The 15,368-nt window shown below is 72.2% G+C and carries 15 protein-coding genes, 1 tRNA gene and 1 pseudogene; 8 read left to right on the forward strand and 9 right to left on the reverse strand.

The genetic code is table 11. The features are described 5' to 3' along the window. Window positions 1–2: 2 nt before the first annotated feature. A pseudogene (locus tag FKD65_RS17835) lies at window positions 3–866 on the forward strand (zinc-binding dehydrogenase); the annotation flags it as partial. A gap of 317 nt (window positions 867–1,183) precedes the next feature. Here FKD65_RS17835 and FKD65_RS45565 read toward each other — a convergent pair. Continuing rightward, window positions 1,184–1,849: a metallophosphatase domain-containing protein gene (locus FKD65_RS45565; protein WP_141578556.1), complete on the reverse strand. Its 666-nt coding sequence runs from the start codon at window positions 1,847–1,849 to the stop codon at window positions 1,184–1,186. 353 nt (window positions 1,850–2,202) lie between these two features. On the opposite strand from FKD65_RS45565, the gene FKD65_RS17845 reads away from it, so the two are divergent. The 4 genes from FKD65_RS17845 to FKD65_RS17860 all read left to right on the forward strand — a co-directional run bounded on the left by FKD65_RS17845 (window position 2,203) and on the right by FKD65_RS17860 (window position 5,394). Next, window positions 2,203–2,712, forward strand: a complete 510-nt coding sequence (locus FKD65_RS17845; RefSeq protein WP_141578559.1) for a DUF3592 domain-containing protein — start codon at window positions 2,203–2,205, stop codon at window positions 2,710–2,712. A gap of 345 nt (window positions 2,713–3,057) precedes the next feature. Further along, on the forward strand, window positions 3,058–3,504 hold the full coding sequence (locus FKD65_RS17850; protein ID WP_141578560.1) for a MarR family winged helix-turn-helix transcriptional regulator: 447 nt from the start codon (window positions 3,058–3,060) through the stop codon (window positions 3,502–3,504). Between the two features lie 110 nt (window positions 3,505–3,614). Then, window positions 3,615–4,967 carry a Dyp-type peroxidase gene (locus tag FKD65_RS17855; RefSeq protein WP_141578562.1) on the forward strand — a complete coding sequence of 451 codons (1,353 nt, stop codon included), beginning with the start codon at window positions 3,615–3,617 and terminating at the stop codon, window positions 4,965–4,967. A gap of 205 nt (window positions 4,968–5,172) precedes the next feature. After that, window positions 5,173–5,394 (forward strand): hypothetical protein, encoded by a 222-nt coding sequence (locus tag FKD65_RS17860; protein ID WP_141578563.1) that lies wholly within the window; start codon window positions 5,173–5,175, stop codon window positions 5,392–5,394. Between the two features lie 67 nt (window positions 5,395–5,461). Here FKD65_RS17860 and FKD65_RS17865 read toward each other — a convergent pair. Further along, window positions 5,462–5,534, reverse strand: a tRNA-Thr gene (locus tag FKD65_RS17865). A 167-nt stretch (window positions 5,535–5,701) separates the two neighbouring features. Between FKD65_RS17865 and FKD65_RS17870 the strand changes: the two genes are divergently transcribed. Together FKD65_RS17870 and FKD65_RS17875 are read left to right on the forward strand one after the other, a co-directional pair. After that, window positions 5,702–6,049 (forward strand): YciI family protein, encoded by a 348-nt coding sequence (locus tag FKD65_RS17870; protein ID WP_141578564.1) that lies wholly within the window; start codon window positions 5,702–5,704, stop codon window positions 6,047–6,049. Next, window positions 6,046–7,215 (forward strand): RNA polymerase sigma factor, encoded by a 1,170-nt coding sequence (locus FKD65_RS17875; protein WP_141578565.1) that lies wholly within the window; start codon window positions 6,046–6,048, stop codon window positions 7,213–7,215. Before FKD65_RS17870 ends, FKD65_RS17875 begins: the two co-directional genes overlap by 4 nt. Here the strand turns inward: FKD65_RS17875 and FKD65_RS17880 are convergent. The 7 genes from FKD65_RS17880 to FKD65_RS17910 form a co-directional block, all read right to left on the reverse strand. Beyond that, window positions 7,184–8,089: an EamA family transporter gene (locus FKD65_RS17880; RefSeq protein WP_240810209.1), complete on the reverse strand. Its 906-nt coding sequence runs from the start codon at window positions 8,087–8,089 to the stop codon at window positions 7,184–7,186. The two genes, FKD65_RS17875 and FKD65_RS17880, sit on opposite strands and share 32 nt — an antisense overlap. 40 nt (window positions 8,090–8,129) lie before the next feature. Then, window positions 8,130–9,044 (reverse strand): 23S rRNA (guanosine(2251)-2'-O)-methyltransferase RlmB, encoded by a 915-nt coding sequence (gene rlmB, locus FKD65_RS17885; protein ID WP_141578566.1) that lies wholly within the window; start codon window positions 9,042–9,044, stop codon window positions 8,130–8,132. 127 nt (window positions 9,045–9,171) lie between these two features. Continuing rightward, window positions 9,172–10,566 (reverse strand): cysteine--tRNA ligase, encoded by a 1,395-nt coding sequence (gene cysS, locus FKD65_RS17890; RefSeq protein ID WP_141578568.1) that lies wholly within the window; start codon window positions 10,564–10,566, stop codon window positions 9,172–9,174. Between the two features lie 84 nt (window positions 10,567–10,650). Then, window positions 10,651–11,499, reverse strand: a complete 849-nt coding sequence (locus tag FKD65_RS17895; RefSeq protein ID WP_141578570.1) for an alpha/beta fold hydrolase — start codon at window positions 11,497–11,499, stop codon at window positions 10,651–10,653. Further along, window positions 11,486–12,739: an RNA polymerase sigma factor gene (locus tag FKD65_RS17900; protein WP_141578571.1), complete on the reverse strand. Its 1,254-nt coding sequence runs from the start codon at window positions 12,737–12,739 to the stop codon at window positions 11,486–11,488. The genes FKD65_RS17895 and FKD65_RS17900 overlap by 14 nt, the downstream gene beginning before the upstream one ends. Then, window positions 12,736–13,092: a YciI family protein gene (locus FKD65_RS17905; RefSeq protein WP_205718861.1), complete on the reverse strand. Its 357-nt coding sequence runs from the start codon at window positions 13,090–13,092 to the stop codon at window positions 12,736–12,738. Before FKD65_RS17905 ends, FKD65_RS17900 begins: the two co-directional genes overlap by 4 nt. Window positions 13,093–13,225: 133 nt before the next feature. Continuing rightward, the gene (locus FKD65_RS17910; RefSeq protein WP_141578574.1) at window positions 13,226–13,966 is read right to left on the reverse strand and encodes a DUF6585 family protein; all 741 of its coding nucleotides are present in this window, start codon (window positions 13,964–13,966) and stop codon (window positions 13,226–13,228) included. A gap of 209 nt (window positions 13,967–14,175) precedes the next feature. Between FKD65_RS17910 and FKD65_RS17915 the strand changes: the two genes are divergently transcribed. Then, window positions 14,176–15,285, forward strand: coding sequence for a DUF2637 domain-containing protein (locus tag FKD65_RS17915; RefSeq protein ID WP_141578575.1), 1,110 nt, complete (start codon window positions 14,176–14,178; stop codon window positions 15,283–15,285). Window positions 15,286–15,368 lie beyond the last annotated feature (83 nt).

A 15,368-nucleotide genomic window follows, 5' to 3' on the forward strand; every position in this document is an offset into this window, starting at 1 on the left:
CCATGCGCGCCCTGGAGCAGACGTCCCTGGACGGCCCGCAGGACCTGCGGCTGATCACGGACGCCCCGGTCCCGAGCCCGGGACCGGGCGAGGTCCTGATCCGGGTCACCGCCGCCGGCGTCAACTACGTCGACATCTCACAGGCCCGCGGCACGTTCGCAGGCGGACCGCGGCCCCCGTACCTGCCGGGCATCGAGGGGGCGGGCGAGGTCACCGCCGTCGGCGAGGAGGTGAGCGACCCGAAGCCCGGCGCCCGCGTGGTCGGCGTCAGCATCGCGGGCGGGGCCTTCGCCGAGTACATGACGCTGCCCGCGGCGGCCGCGCTGCCGGTCCCGCCGGGCTGGTCCGATGAGCAGGCACTCGGCATGGTCGTGAACTGGCCGACCGCGCTGGCGGCGCTCAAGCCGCTGGGCCGCGTCGCCGAGGGGCAGACCGTCCTGATCCATGCCGCGGCCGGCGGGACCGGCCAGGCCGCGGTGAGGATGGCCAAGCACTACGGCGCGACGGTGATCGCCACGGCATCGCCGGCCAAGCACGACGCGGCACGGGCCCAAGGCGCCGACCACGTCCTGGACTCCCGCAGGCCCGACCTGGCCGCCGAGGTGCTGCGCCTGACCGATGGCGCAGGCGTAGACCTGGTCCTGGAGTCGGTCGGCGGCGCCACCCTCGACACCAGCCTGGCCGCGGCCAAGCGGGTGACGGGCCGAGTAGTCGTCTACGGCCTGGCCGGGGGCGAAGCCGCGATCACCAACTGGGACCTCGTCTACAAGCACCAGATCCACCTCATCGGCCTGAACATCGGCACCCTGATCCAGGCCGCACCACAACTCTTCGGCGAGGTCATGGCCGAGATGTTCGCGCTCCTCGCAGCCGGAGTGCTGGGCCCCACCCGTCCCACGACCTACGAACTGGCAGAGGCCCGAAAGCACTCGCGGAACTGGAGGCACGAGCCACCACCGGCAAACTGGCCCTCCTCCCCTGACCGCTCAGGCGCGCCGCGCGCGGAGTCCGCCTGGTCGCTGCCATCTGGAGTACAGCCGCGCACCCTGACTCGAACTCGCGACCGAGGACGCGGACTCCGTCGTGGCCGCCGTCCAGGGCACTCACCCCCGCCCCACCCTCACCGAGGAGCAACGCCCCCAGCGCCTGACTCCTCATCCGTACCGGTCGGCCTGGTCTACGTTCAGCGGGTCCGCGCCGCCGGCACGACCTCGCCTACAGCACCCGAAGGCTCCAGGCGGACCACAGTGGGGCCGCGCTCGCATTCCCATGTGGTGACGTTGGCGAAAGTCGTCCCGTCGTAGTTCCAGAGCCCTCCGGCCTGGTGGATGTGACCGAACAGGTGCAGCTTGGGACGGATCTGCCGCACCCGGGCCAGCAGATCCTCACAACCGTGACGTCCGGGATAGTCGTTCGCATCACCGATTCCAAGCGGGGGCCCATGCGTGACCAGGACATCGACGGTGTCCGGAATCAGGGCCCATTTCTCCGCAAGGGGACGGCCTCGGGGAAGGTTGAACGCCCACGCGTTGAACTCCGGCTGCCAGGGACTGCCCCAGAACGTGACGCCGTAGATCTCCGTTCCACTGTCCTCCAGATACCGGATGCCACGGTCGGCCAGGATCGCGCGAGCACGGCCGGGCTCTTCCACGAACATCCAGTCGTGGTTACCGGCGACGACCACCTTCACCCGATGCGGAAGGTCTTTTATCCAGTCGGCGGCGTCCTCGAGCTCTTTGAGGTCCTGGCCCCGTCGGCATAGGTCACCGGCGTGCACGAAGACATCCCCCTCGGGAACGACGAGCTCGTGATGATAGGTGTGCGTATCGGCCACCGCGACAATCCGCATAACGCAAGCCTACCGACCCTACGAGCACCCTTGAAGACCGAAAGCGCCCACCTTCCCCCCACGCCCCACCATTTCCAGGCCAGCATGGTCGGCAATTCTTGTCGGTCGGCAGATAGGCCAGCAGGATTCCGGTTCTCGTTGTGGCCTTCGCACTCAGTGTCAGGGCGACGAAGGGACCAGCACGGGCCGTCGGGGCCCTTGCTCCAGAAGATGGGGAGGCCAATTCCTCGGCGCCCGTGAGGTCATCCGTCCGCGTGGCTCACGGATGTCGCCATGGCCATAGGCGGACAGGACCGCCGACACGGGAAACGGCATGACCGCCGAGGACGTCACAGGGGAAGTGAGGAGGCACGATGAGCCAGCGACCGTGGATGTCGGCACTCCAGCGGCGGCATCAGGAACGACTTCGGACGACCGCCTCGGAGGCTCGGCGCCCGGTGGAGGTTCCCGGGGGTGGGGCGGCGGTCCTCGCAGTGCTCGCCTTGATGTTCGCCATGATCGCCTCGGTACTCGTCTTCGACGAGGTCCAGCGGGCGCGGGAGGGGCTGGAGACGTCCGGTGTCGTCGTCAATAGAGGGTCCGGGAACAAGTCGACAAAGTACGCGGATGTGGTCTTCACGACCTCCACGGGGCGGCGGGTACGGGCCTCCATCGGCCAGGACGGCTGGGTGGAGATGCCGAAGGTCGGCGCACGGGTCCGGGTACGGTACGTGCCGTCCCGGCCGGAGCGCACCGCAGTCGACGCGAAGAGGCCGACGATCACGGGATTCGCGGCCCCGGTGCTGTCGCTGGGCGTCGCCTCGCTCTGCGTGACCTTTGCGTTCATGACCTGGCGCCGCACGAGGGCTGCCGGTACCCGATGATGTGCTGTCGATCCCGGGCCGGTGGCCGGTCCCGGCAGGAGTGGCGAATGGCATCCGCATGAGCCACTGCACTCGGGACGATGTGAGTGCAGTACGCCAACGGTCGGCGTCCAGGCGCCGCGCCAAGGGCGAGCACGGCCCATGCCGGTGGCGGCCGACCACACCGTCCAGCCGCGCCCAGATCTCCAGGCCTGATCGCAGACGCGGCCGCCGGCACAGGATGTGTGCAGAAGCTCGCTGGCAGCACTGATCGTCCGGTCGAGGCGACCACGAAAAGGACTTAGGGACGGCCCGGGCAGCCGACCGGTCCGATCGCGGGAACCCACTGTGGGGGACACTGGGACGGTGACCACCGACGACGGCCGTCCCGGCCCCCCAGTGATGAGCACCTCCATCTTCCTGCTGTCACTGGCGCGTCGAATCGAGACCGACCTCAACGCCCTTCTGGCGCCGCTGGACCTCACGGTCAGCAGGCTCGGGCTGCTCGCCCACATCGGCGTCGTGCCGGGGGCGTCGTTCAGCGATCTGGCGCGAATGTCCGGGATCACCGTGCAGAGCGCGCACGGAGCGGTGAAGGCGCTCGCCGCCGCGGGCCTGGTGCGCGACAGCAACGCCCGCGCGGGTTCGCCCTCGACGCTGGAGATCACGGCAGAGGGGGGCCGCCTGCTGGAGGCCGCCCAGCGGGCTGCGGCCGAGGTCGACGACCGGATGTTCGGCCCGGGCGCCGACCCGGTCCATCGGAGGATCGGAGAAGCGGTGCGCACCGCTTTCGCGGGACGCATCACCTCCTGACCTGATACGGAGCCGAACCTCCCTCACTTTCGGTACCCCACCTTCAGGCTCCCTGAAGCCTGGCCTAGGCTTCAGAGAACCTGAAGGTTGACGGACACGGAGTGAACCCCATGAGCGAAAAGACAGGAAGCCCGTGGTCGCGGCGCGCCGCTCTCACCACGTTCGCGGCGACCGCCGGCACTGCCGCGGCGTTGGGTGGAGCGCTCGCGGCGGGCGGCCGCGACGCCGCCCCCGCACGCCCATCTGGTACGCAGCGAAGAACCGAGCCGTACCACGGGGCACACCAGGCGGGCATCGCCACGCCGCAGCAGCGGTACGCGATCTTCGCTGCCTTCGACCTGGAGACCACCGACCCACGCGAAGACAACCGGCTGACCACCGAGCAGGTCGCGGCCAACTTCCAGCGGCTCATCCAAGGCTGGTCGGCCGCCGCCGAAAGGCTCACGCAGGGACGGCCGCCCGGCCCGATGCCGTTCGCCCGCCCGGAGGTCCCCGCCGACTCCGGCATCGCCGACGGCCTTGAACCGGCCCGGCTGACCGTCACCTTCGGCTTGGGTCCGAGCCTGTTCGAGCGGATCGGGCGGAAACGTGACCGACCCCGCCTGCTCAGCCCTCTTCCCTCGTTTGGCGAGGACCGGCTGGAGCCGGCATGGAGCGGCGGTGAGATGCTCGTCCAGATCTGCGGCGAGGACCTCCAGACCGTCAGCCGCGCCTTCCGCACCCTCCGCAGCCGCGCCCCGGGAGTGGCCCGACTGCGCTGGAGCCAGCAGGGCTTCCTCGGCATGTTCGGCGACTCGACTCCGCGCAACCTCTTCGGCCACAAGGACGGCACCGCCAACCCCCGGCCGGGAACCGCCCAGTTCGACGACGCCGTCTGGTCCACGGCGGACGAACCGGCCTGGTTCTCCGGCGGCACCTATCTGGTCTTCCGCAAGATCCGTATGGACCTGCCGAAATGGGACACCTCCACCACGCGCACCCAGGACCAGACGATCGGACGGCGGCGCGACAACGGCGCCCCGCTCAGTGGCGGGCACGAGTTCAGCACCCCCGACCTCCGCAAGGCCGGACCGGACGGCGGGCTCCTCATCCCCACCGACTCCCACCTGGCTCTGGTCCGGGACGTCCCGATGCTGCGCCGCTCGTACAACTACGACTACGGCTTCCAAGGCTTGAACGGGCCAGCCCCGGCGGACCACCATCACGACGCAGGGGACGGGGCCCACGACCACGGCGAGGACATGCCCGACCACTCGGGCAGCGGCCACTCCAGGTATGACAGCGGCGTTCTCTTCTGCGCCTATCTGCGCGATCCCGCGGAGTTCGTCCGCCTCCAGCGCAAGCTGGACAAGTCCGACCGCCTGAACGCCTTCATACGGCACACCGGCAGCGCCGTCTTCGCCATCCCACCAGGCGTGCGGCCCGGCAGCCACGTGGCCGCCGCCCTGCTCACCCTTCGCTGATGCCGAGTTCGGCGACGCCGAGCCCCCTCGGACAGAGGGACGAAAGATCCGAACCGGACCAATGATCGTCTAACAAAGGGTCAGGGCTTCGAATCCCCTCGCGGCTCCCAACTCAAGCCCCCTTCCGATCAGGGAAGGGGGCCTCCCGCCCCACCGTGAGAGTCACCGGGAATCGCTTGGTGAAGCGGGCTGACCTTCGTTCGAGGTGGGCACGCCTACCACCCCGGACAACTTCTCCCACCTGGCCAAGTGCGCGGGACCCGGCCCCAGGCATCCACATGAGCTGCAGCAACCGAGGGGCTCGCTGCCGCTGAACATCCCGGAGATCCATGGCCACGCGGCCATCGCCATCACAAAGGACACCTGGTCCGTTGACGACACACGCGCAGCGCCCGAGGCCATGATCGGCGCCCCGTTCGGCGACTGAATCCCGTGGCTCCCACGGTGGAGCAAACAGCCCCCTTCCAAGACCCGGAAGGGGGCTTTGAGGTGGGAGCCGGCGAGGGGACTTGAACCCCTAACCTTCTGTTTACAAGACAGATGCTCTGCCAATTGAGCTACGCCGGCGGGCTCGTCCCGCATCGTAGTCGACTTGGGGGCTCGGGGGGATCCGGGTTTTCTGGGGGAGCGTGTCGATCTGGTGGGGGCGCGTTCGTTCAGGGGTGGGGTGGCCGCCGCGGGTGCGCGGGGCGGGGTGGGTGGGGAAGGACTGGGTGTAGGGGAAGGAGGAGGGGATGAAGCTGTATGTGCTCAACATCATTCAGCCGGTCGGGGAGATCCCGCCGCCGGAGGTGTTGGAGCCGGTGATGGCGGAGCTCGCCGAGGTTCGGCGGGACCTGGAGCGGCAGGAGTGCTGGGTGTTCGGGCGGGGGCTGGAGCAGCCGGAGGCCAGCACGGTGGTGTGCATGCGGGGGGACGAGGTGATCGCGACGGACGGGCCGTGGACGGAGGGGAAGGAGTTCATCGGCGGCATCACCGTCGTCAAGGTGGTGGATCTGGACGCGGCGTTGAAGGTGGCGGCCAGGTTCACGCAGGTCACGGGGTTGCCGATCGAGGTGCGGCCGTTCCAGGGCGAGGTGTGATCGAGCGGGTCTTCCGGGAGGAGCACGGGCGCGCGGTGGCCGTGCTGGGCCGTGTGTTCGGGGACCTGGACGTGGCGGAGGAGGCCGTCCAGGAGGCGTTCGCCGAGGCGGTGCGCAGGTGGCCGAAGGAGGGGGTGCCGCCCAGTCCGGCGGGGTGGATCATCACGACGGCGCGGAACAAGGCGATCGACCGGTTGCGGCGGGAGGCCGCGCGGGCCGGGAAGTACGCGCAGGCCGTGCTGCTGAACGTGGTCGAGCCGGTCGAGGAGCCCCTCATGGACGACCGGTTGCGGCTCATCTTCACGTGCTGCCATCCGGCGCTGCGGATGGAGGCGCGGGTCGCGCTGACGCTGCGGCTGCTGGGCGGGTTGTCGACGGCGGAGATCGCGCGGGCCTTCCTGGTGCCGGAGAAGACGATGGCGCAGCGGCTCGTGCGGGCCAAGGCGAAGATCCGGGACGCCGGGATTCCCTACCGGGTGCCGGAACTGCCCGAACTGCCCGAACGACTCTCCGGGGTTCTCGCCGTGGTGTACCTGGTGTTCAACCAGGGTTATGGCGGGCGCGAGGAGTTGGGGGGCGAGGCGATCAGGCTGGGGCGGGTGCTGCGGGAGCTGATGCCGGACGAGCCCGAGGTGCTGGGACTGCTGGCGCTGATGCTGCTCGTCGAGTCCCGCAGGGCCGCCCGGCGGCGGGACGGGGAGCTGGTGCTGCTCGGCGAGCAGGATCGCGGGCTCTGGGATCGGGGGCTCGTGCATGAGGGGCAGGCGCTCGTCCGGAAGTGCCTGGGGATCGGGAGGCCCGGGCCCTACCAGATCCAGGCGGCCATCAACGCGGTGCACAGCGATGCCGGGCGGGTCGAGGACACCCGGTGGGATCAGGTTCTCCAGTTGTACGACCAGTTGATGGTCGTGGCGCCGAGTCCGGTGGTGGCGCTCAACCGGGCCGTGGCGGTGGGCGAGGTGCGGGGGGCCGGGGCCGCGCTGGAGTTGGTGGAGGGGCTCGACCTCGGCCGGTACTACCTGTTCCATGCGGTTCGCGCCGATCTGCTGCGGCGGCTGGGACGGGACGTGGAGGCCGCCGCGGCCTATGACGAGGCCCTCGAACGTACCGAGGACGAGGCCGAGAAGGCGTTCCTCAGGAGACGGCGGGTCGCGGTCGCCGGTTGAGGGACTGGCCCGCGACCAGAGCTCCCAGGGCGATGGTGAAGCCGACGACCTGCCACGGCGTGAGGGTCTGGCCGAGGATCAGGAGGCCCGCCAGGGTGGCGACCATCGGGTTCGTGAGGCCGAGGAGGGAGACGGAGGTCGGGGGCAGGCGGTCGATGCCGCGGAACCACAGGGCGTAGGCGATCGCGGTGCCGACGATGCCGAGGTAGGCGAAGCCCAGGGCGTTCTCACCGGTCAGCGAGGACGGGGCGCCCTCCACCGCGAGGGTGAGCGGCAGGAGGACGAGGCCGCCGACCGTGAGCTGCCATCCGGTCATGACCAGCGGCGATTCGGGACGTCCCCACTTCTTGGCCAGGATGATCGCGGTGGCCATGAGCGAGGTCGCGGTGAGCATGGCGGCGATGCCGAGCGGGTCGAGGCGGGCGTCGGCGCTCAGGGTCAGCAGCGCGACGCCTCCGGTGCCGGCGAGGGCGGAGTACAGGACGGCGCGGGCCGGGCGGATCCGCAGGACGCCGAGCGACAGCAGGGCCACGACCAGGGGCTGGACGGATCCGATCGTCGCGGCGACGCCGCCGGGGAGCCGGTAGGCGGCGAAGAAGATCAGCGGGAAGAAGGCGCCGAAGTTCAGCAGGCCGAGGACGATCGACTTCCACCACCAGTCGCCGCGCGGTAGGCGGCGGGTGGCGGCGAGCAGCACGAGGCCGGCGGGCAGGGCGCGCATGGTGGCGGCGAGCATCGGACGGCCGTCGGGCAGCAGGGTGGTGGTGACGACGTAGGTGGTGCCCCAGCTCGCGGGTGCGAAGGCGGCCAGGGCGAGGTCGGTGGCGTAGCGGGTGCGGAGGGCCGGGGCGGCGAGCGCTGTCGTCTGAGTCACCTCAACGTCAAGTCTATGAACGTTGAGATTATTTCCGATCTCAGGCGCGGAGGCGGCTGATCTCGTACAGCGCGATGCCCGCGGCCACTCCGGCGTTGAGCGACTCGGCCTTGCCCGGCATCGGGATCGTCACGAGCATGTCGCAGGTCTCGGCGACGAGGCGGCCGAGGCCCTTGCCCTCCGAGCCCACGACCAGCACGAACGGCCCGGTGGCGAGCTCCAGGTCGGCGACGGTCATGCCGCCGCCCGCGTCGAGCCCGGCGACGAAGCAGCCCGCCTTCTGGTAGGCCTTGAGCTGGCGGGACAGGTTGGTGGCCTGCGCGACCGGGACGTTCGCGAGGGTGCCGGCCGACGACTTCCAGGCACCGGCCGTGACCCCCGCCGCGCGCCGCTCGGGGACGACCACGCCGGTCGCGCCGAACGCGGACGCGGACCGGACGATCGCGCCGAGGTTGCGCGGGTCGGTGATGCCGTCCACCGCGACGATCAGCGGCGCCGTGCCCTTGAGCAGGTCGTCGGGGTGCGCGTACCGGTAGGGCTTGACCTGGAGCGCGATGCCCTGGTGGACGGCGCCGTCGGTCAGCCGGTCGAGCTCGTTCTTGCCGGTCTCCAGCAGCGGGATGCGGCGGTCGGCGGCGAGCTGGATCGACTCGCGCACGCGCTCGTCGGTGTCGGACATGACGTACAGGGCGGTGCCGGGGACGCCCGCGCGCAGCGCCTCGACGACCGGGTTGCGGCCCGTGACCAGCTCGGGCACCTCACCGGTCGCGCGCCGCGCGCCGGCCGGACGCCCCGAGGGGCGGGTCTCCGCCGGGCCCTGGGCGCGCCCGCCCGGACCCAGCGTCGGGGTGCCGGTGCGCTTGGAGTTCTTCGCGGCGCGGGCCTTCTGGCGCTTGCCGTGCCAGTGCCGGTCCTGCGCCTTGGGAGTCGGTCCCTTGCCCTTTTGCTTGGCCATTGTCGGTTACGCCCCTCGCGACGATTGCGTGCTCGCCCCGGCCGGGCGGCTCAAGATCTCAGCGGACGGCGACGAAACCCCCGCGAACGCTCGATTCTATCCGCCGCGCGGCGTGCGCCACGCACGGTCAGCCGCGCTTGAGCTCCCAGCGGGGGCCCTGCGGGGTGTCCTCGACGACGATGCCGGCCTCCGAGAGGCTGTCGCGGATGGCGTCGGCGGCCGCGTAGTCCTTGCGTCCGCGGGCCGCTTGCCGCTGCTCCAGCGCCACCTTGACCAGGGCGTCGACCACGGGGCGCAGGTCGTCCTCGCCTGAGGCCCGCCACTGCGGCGACAGCGGGTCGAGGCCGAGGACGCCTGCCATCGCCCGGACGGCCGCCAGGTGCTGCTTCACCGCGTCGCGGTCGGCGGACGCCAGGGCGCTGTTGCCCTCCCGGACGGTCTCGTGCAGCACCGCCAGCGCCTGCGGGACGCCCAGGTCGTCGTCCATCGCCGAGGCGAACGCGGACGGAACGGAGGACGGCGAACCGGCCCCCACGAGCTCCGAGGCCCGCGTCACGAACCCCTCGATCCGCTGGTAGGCGGACACGGCCTCGGCCAGGGCGGCGTCGGTGTAGTCCATCAGCGAGCGGTACTGCGCCGAGGCGAGGTAGTAGCGCACCTCGACCGGGCGGGCCTTGCCCAGCAGGTCGGGCAGCAGCACCACGTTGCCGACGGACTTGCTCATCTTCTCGCCGTCCACGGTGAGGAGGCCGTTGTGCAGCCAGTAGCGCGCGAAGCCGTCGCCGGCGGCGCGGGACTGGGCGATCTCGTTCTCGTGGTGCGGGAAGATCAGGTCGACGCCGCCGCCGTGGATGTCGAACGCCGGGCCGAGGTAGCGGGTCGCCATCGCCGAGCACTCCAGGTGCCAGCCGGGGCGCCCGTCGCCCCACGGCGTCTCCCAGGACGGCTCCCCGGGCTTCGCGCCCTTCCAGAGCGCGAAGTCGCGCGGGTCGCGCTTGAGCTCCTCGTTGGGGGTGTCGCCGGCGGAGCGCATGTTCTCCAGCCGCTGGTTCGACAGCGCGCCGTACTCGTCGGCCCAGGACTTGACGTCGAAGTACACGTCGCCGCCCGCCGCGTACGCGTGGCCGTTGTCGATCAGCCGGCGCATCAGCACGATCATCTCCGGGACGTGCCCGGTGGCGCGCGGCTCGATCGTCGGGGGCAGGCAGCCGAGCAGGTCGTAACCCTGGTTGAACGTGCGCTGGTTGCCCTCGGCGACCGCGAACCACGGCACGCCCTGCTCCGCCGCCACCGCGATGATCTTGTCGTCGACGTCGGTGACGTTGCGCGCGAACGTCACCTCGTAGCCGGACGCCCGCAGCCAGCGCAGCAGGACGTCGTAGATGACGCCCGAGCGCAGGTGCCCGATGTGCGGGGCCGCCTGCGGAGTCGCGCCGCACACGTACATCCCCACGCGGCCCTCTTCCAGGGGCTCGAACGTGCGGACGCTACGGGTTCCGGTGTCGTAAAGGCGCAGGCTCACGGGTTCAGGTTATTGGATCCGCGTCCGGCTACGTGGCGCATCGCACAGGCCGCCCTGTGCCATCGGGTCACGCCGCCGCCCCGTTCACCGGAACGCCTCTTCCAGCCGGGCCGCGAACTCGGCGGCGTGCGGGCCGAAGCCTCCGTGGTCGCCGGGGTAGATCTCGGCGGACGTCCCGAGCGCCTCGGCCAGCACGAGCGCGGCCCGGTGCGGGGGCTCGCCGGCGGACTCCGCCCCCGCCGCCGGGACGATCCGGACCGGCGACCCGCGCAGCGCCTCCACGTCGGGCGCGTACCGCCCGAAGCCCGGCACCTCGTAGCCGACGAAGAAGTCGGTGTTCCTCTCGAAGCGGGCGAACATCTCCAGCATCTCCGGGCTCGGCGGCTCCCGCTCCTCGACGCCCTGCTCCGCTCCGGCCTCCTCCCCGTCCTCGGACGCCTCGCCGCCGCCCATGCCCATCGCGGCGCCGAACGTCCCCATCGCGGGGCCTGCGCCGCCTTCCCGGTAGGCGGCTTCCACGTCCGCGAGAACGGCCTCCCAGTGCTCCGCGTCCGGCAGCATCGTCAGAAGCGGCGGCTCGTGGGCGACCAGTGCCCGCACCTGCTCGGGATGCCCCGCGGCCAGATCCAGCCCGATCACCGCGCCCGAACTGTTGCCGAACACCACGGCCGGGCCGTCCCCGACCTCGGCGAGCAGCCGGGCGGCGTCGTCCGCGTGCACCTCGACGCGCTGCGGCTCCGGCGGCCCGTCGAGCGGGCTGCGCGAGTTGCCGCGGCGGTCGTACGCCACGACCGTGTACCGCTCGGCCAGCGCTCCGGCGAGCCCGGCGTAGCCCGCCGCGTCGTAGATACCGCCGCAGATCAGCAGCAGCACGGGCCCGGAGCCGCGCACCTCGTAGTGCAGGGTCGCGCCGGGGACGTCAAGCTTTCCCATCAGGGACTCCTTCGTTGAGCCGGGCGGCGCGCTCCTCCAGGTAGCGCCGCTCGGGCAGGCTCGTGGTGGCGCGGGCGGCGTCCCGGTACGCCTCCCGCGCGGCCGGCGCGTCGCCGGCCATCTCCAGCAGGTGGGCCCGGACGGCCGCGAGCCGGTGGTGCTCCGCCAGGCGGGCGTCGCCGTCCAGGGTGCGCAGCAGGTCCAGGCCGGCGGACGGCCCGTCCACCATGGCCAGCGCGACGGCCTCGTTCAGCGTGACCACCGGGTTCGGCGCCAGGTGGCCGAGCAGCCGGTACAGCGCGAGGATCTGCGGCCAGTCGGTGTCCTGCGGCCGGGCGGCCTCGGCGTGGACGGCGGCGATCGCTGCCTGCACCTGGTAAGGGCCGGGCGGCGACCAGGTGAGCGCGTCGGTGATCAGGGCGGTCCCCTCCCGGATCGCCTCGGCGTTCCAGAGCGTCCGGTCCTGCTCGGTGAGCGGCACCAGCAGGCCGCCCTCCGCGGTGCGGGCCGCGCGGCGCGCGTCGGTGAGCAGCATCAGCGCGAGCAGCCCGGTCACCTCGCCGTCGCCGGGCAGCAGCCGGTGCAGCGCCCGCGCGAGCCTGACCGCCTCGGCGGTGAGGTCCGCGCGCTGCAGGTCGGGGCCGCTGGACGCGGTGTAGCCCTCGTTGAAGATCAGATACAGCACGTGCAGGACGGCCCGCAGCCGCTCGTCCCGCTCCTGCGGCGGGGGCGCCGCGAACCGCGCGCCCGCCGCCCTGATCTTCTGCTTTGCCCGGCTGACCCGCTGCGCCATCGTCGCCTCCGGGACGAGGAACGCGCGGGCGATCTGCGCCGTCGTCAGGCCGCCGACCGCCCGCAGCGTCAGCGCGACCTGCGAGGGCGGCGACAGCGCCGGATGGCAGCACAGGAACAGCAGCGTCAGCGTGTCGTCGCGGTCGGACGGGCGGTGTTCGTCCGGGCCCGGCTCGGCGGGCTCCTCCGCGAACACCGCGGCCTCGCGGTCGCGGCGGGCCCGCTCGCTGCGCCACTGGTCGGTGAGCCGCCGGGTCGCGACCGTCAGCAGCCAGCCGCGCGCATTCTCCGGCACGCCCTCCCCCGGCCACTGCACGGCGGCGGCGAGCAGGGCCTCCTGCACGGCGTCCTCGCACGCGTCGAAGGCGCCGTGCCGCCGTACGAGTGTGCCGAGGACCTGCGGCGCGAGGGTGCGCAGCAGGTCCTCGACGGCCGGGGGCGTCCTCACATCTCCGTCCCGGAGTCGTGCATGACCGCCCTCACCTCCATGCGCCCGCCGAACCTGACGTCCGGCCAGCGCGAGGCGATCTCCACCGCCCGCTCCTGCGACTCGCAGTCGACGGCGACGTAGCCGGCGAAGTGCTCCTTGGCCTCCAGGAACGGGCCGTCGGTCACGACCGGCCGGCCGTCCACGCCGACGACGGTCTTGGTCAGCGACGGGTCGGCCAGCGCCTGCCCGCCGACCAGCTCGCCCGACTCGGACAGCTCCTTCATGATCGCGTCGACCTCGCCGAAAAGGGCGGTGCGCTCCTGCTCGGTCAGCTCCTCCACGAAGCCGGGGCGGTTGAAGATCAGCAGCATGTACTTCACGGTCGTCTCCTCGTCGTCGGGTCTCGCGGCGAGCCGCCGGCTCGCCGGACGGCCCCGCCCGCGGGCCCGTCACAGAAGGATCGGAGCCGCCGGCCGGTTCTCGACATCCCCCGCGAGAAGATCTTCAGAAATGTTCGGTCAGGCTCCTGACCTGGTGGCACAGGACGCAGAACGCCAGCGCGTCCGGCATCTGGGAGGCCACCGCCGCGAGACCGGACCGGCCGGGGCGGGCGTGCACGGTCACCAGCCCGTCCCCGATCACCACGTCCCGGACGGCGCTCCAGGGCAGCCGTTCGCCGTCCTTCCCGACTCCGTCCAGGTCCACACTGAACGGGCCGATCCGGACGGACTCCCCCGCCTTCACCGCCGCCAGGTGGCGCGGGACGATCCGGGCGGTCACCTCCTGCGCGACGGCCATCCCGAGCCTCCGCACGTCGGGGATGCCGTCGTCGAGCCGCAGCACGGTCCCGTCGTGCGCGACGACGGTGAAGCGCCACCGGACGCGCCCGCCCGGGCCGCCGGGGATGCCGGCGACCGTCACCGAGACGAGCTCGTCCCACGCGTACGCCCCGCCGCCCGGCCCCGTGACCGCTAACCCGCCGGTGTGCAGGACGGCGACGCGGGCCCGCAGGCGCGGCCGGTCGCGTCCCGCGAGCCATCCGGCGGCCGCCGCGTAGCCCATCGCCAGGAGCAGCGCCGGGACGCCGACCGGCCACACGCGGTCGTGCAGGTACACGATCGCCGCCGGGACCAGGGCCGCCGCGGCCAGGCACAGCAGCGCGAGCCACGCCCACGTGCGGCGGGCGGCGGACCGCCCGTCGAAGATCCGGACCGGTTCGCCGAGACGGTCCCCGGGAGGCGCCACGGCGGCCCTACCCGGCCGCGCGGGCCCGCTCGACCACCACGAACCTGCCGGACGCCATCGCCGCCTCCCTCTGCCCTTGTCCTCGCCAATACCGTACGTCTCCCCACTTATAGTGCGCAGCGTCACAGTGATCACTAAGAAGTTGCGGTTCGGCGGCGTCCAGGCTGGTTAACCTCGGCGGAGGACCCCTCCCTTCCGGAACGAGAGACATGCCGACTGATCCGACCCGGCCCTCCTACACGCGCGCGCAGCGGCTGCTGCTCACCGGCGCCGCCGGCCTCGTGGTCGCCGCGCTGGCGGGCGGCGCGTTCGCGCTGACCTACGACGTCCTGCGCGAGCTCGCCATCGCCGGCGGGGTGAGCCGCCGCTGGGCGCCGCTGTATCCCGCGATGGCCGACACCCTCACCGCCGTGACGATCCTGTCGCTCGTCGTCGCCCGGGGCGCCCGCTGGTGGACGCGGCTGCCGCGCTGGACGCTGCTGCTCCTGCTCCTCGCCGGGGGCGCCGCGCTCTCCGTCCAGCACTCGGTCCGGGGGTTCGGCGCGCTGCCGGACGACGCGGTGCGCACGGGCGTCGCCGTCGCGCCGCACGCCATGCTCGTGATCGCCGTCTGGCTGTGGCTGACGATGGTCAAGCAGATCCGGACGGCGGCGCGGTCCGCCCGCCGCGACGAGGCGCCGGCCGAGACGCAGCGCGGCCACGTCAAGGTCCTGGGGCCCGCGGCGCCCCCGCTCGCGCTGGAGGCGCCCGCCGGGCAGGACGGGGAGCCGTCGCCCGCCTTCTCGGACGGGCAGCCGGCGGAACGCGAGCCTGATCCGGTGCGCGAACCCGATCCTGAGCCGGTGCGCGACAGCGAGCCCGAACCGGAGCGGGAGCCGATCCTGCCCTTCAAGGACGACGGGCGCGAGTGGCCCGCCGCGAAGGCCGGGCCCGCGCCGGAGGAGTTCGACCCCTTCGACTACGAGGAGAGCCTGTCGTCGGAGCCCGCGCCGCCGCTGGAACCGCTCCCGCAGCCGCGCCCGCCGCTCGACTCGGTGCCGGACCTGCTCCCGACGGACGTCGAGCTGGTCCGGGGCAAGGACGCCGTCGAGAGGCAGTCCCCGACCGCCTCGACGACCCGTCCCGACATCGTGCTGCCCGACACCGACGGGACGGACGAGGACGAGCACGACGACCCGCCCACCGACCGCGCCGAGGACCCCGACGCCGGAGACCCCTCGGCGACGGACCCCGACCTGGGAGACCGCTCGACCAGGGGCGACTGGAACCCGCCGCCGTCGAGCAACTTCCGCAGCGGCCCCACCCCGCCCGCCGAATAGGGACGGGCGGAGGCCGGTTCCGGAGGCCGCCGCCCTGATCTGGAAAGCCGCCTTTCCTCTGCCGCGGGCTGATCTGGCCGCCC

The sequence above is a fragment of the Actinomadura sp. WMMA1423 genome (genome assembly GCF_006547145.1).
Classification (GTDB): domain Bacteria; phylum Actinomycetota; class Actinomycetes; order Streptosporangiales; family Streptosporangiaceae; genus Spirillospora.

Bases quoted from the DNA above. Each gene is read 5' to 3' on its own strand.
- rlmB (WP_141578566.1), bottom strand. From the start codon at position 9,044: ATGGCCAAGCAAAAGGGCAAGGGACCGACTCCCAAGGCGCAGGACCGG.
- FKD65_RS17845 (WP_141578559.1), top strand. From the start codon at position 2,203: ATGAGCCAGCGACCGTGGATGTCGGCACTCCAGCGGCGGCATCAGGAA.
- FKD65_RS17895 (WP_141578570.1), bottom strand. From the start codon at position 11,499: ATGGGAAAGCTTGACGTCCCCGGCGCGACCCTGCACTACGAGGTGCGC.
- FKD65_RS17915 (WP_141578575.1), top strand. From the start codon at position 14,176: ATGCCGACTGATCCGACCCGGCCCTCCTACACGCGCGCGCAGCGGCTG.
- FKD65_RS45565 (WP_141578556.1), bottom strand. From the start codon at position 1,849: ATGCGGATTGTCGCGGTGGCCGATACGCACACCTATCATCACGAGCTC.
- FKD65_RS17905 (WP_205718861.1), bottom strand. From the start codon at position 13,092: ATGCTGCTGATCTTCAACCGCCCCGGCTTCGTGGAGGAGCTGACCGAG.
- FKD65_RS17855 (WP_141578562.1), top strand. From the start codon at position 3,615: ATGAGCGAAAAGACAGGAAGCCCGTGGTCGCGGCGCGCCGCTCTCACC.
- FKD65_RS17870 (WP_141578564.1), top strand. From the start codon at position 5,702: ATGAAGCTGTATGTGCTCAACATCATTCAGCCGGTCGGGGAGATCCCG.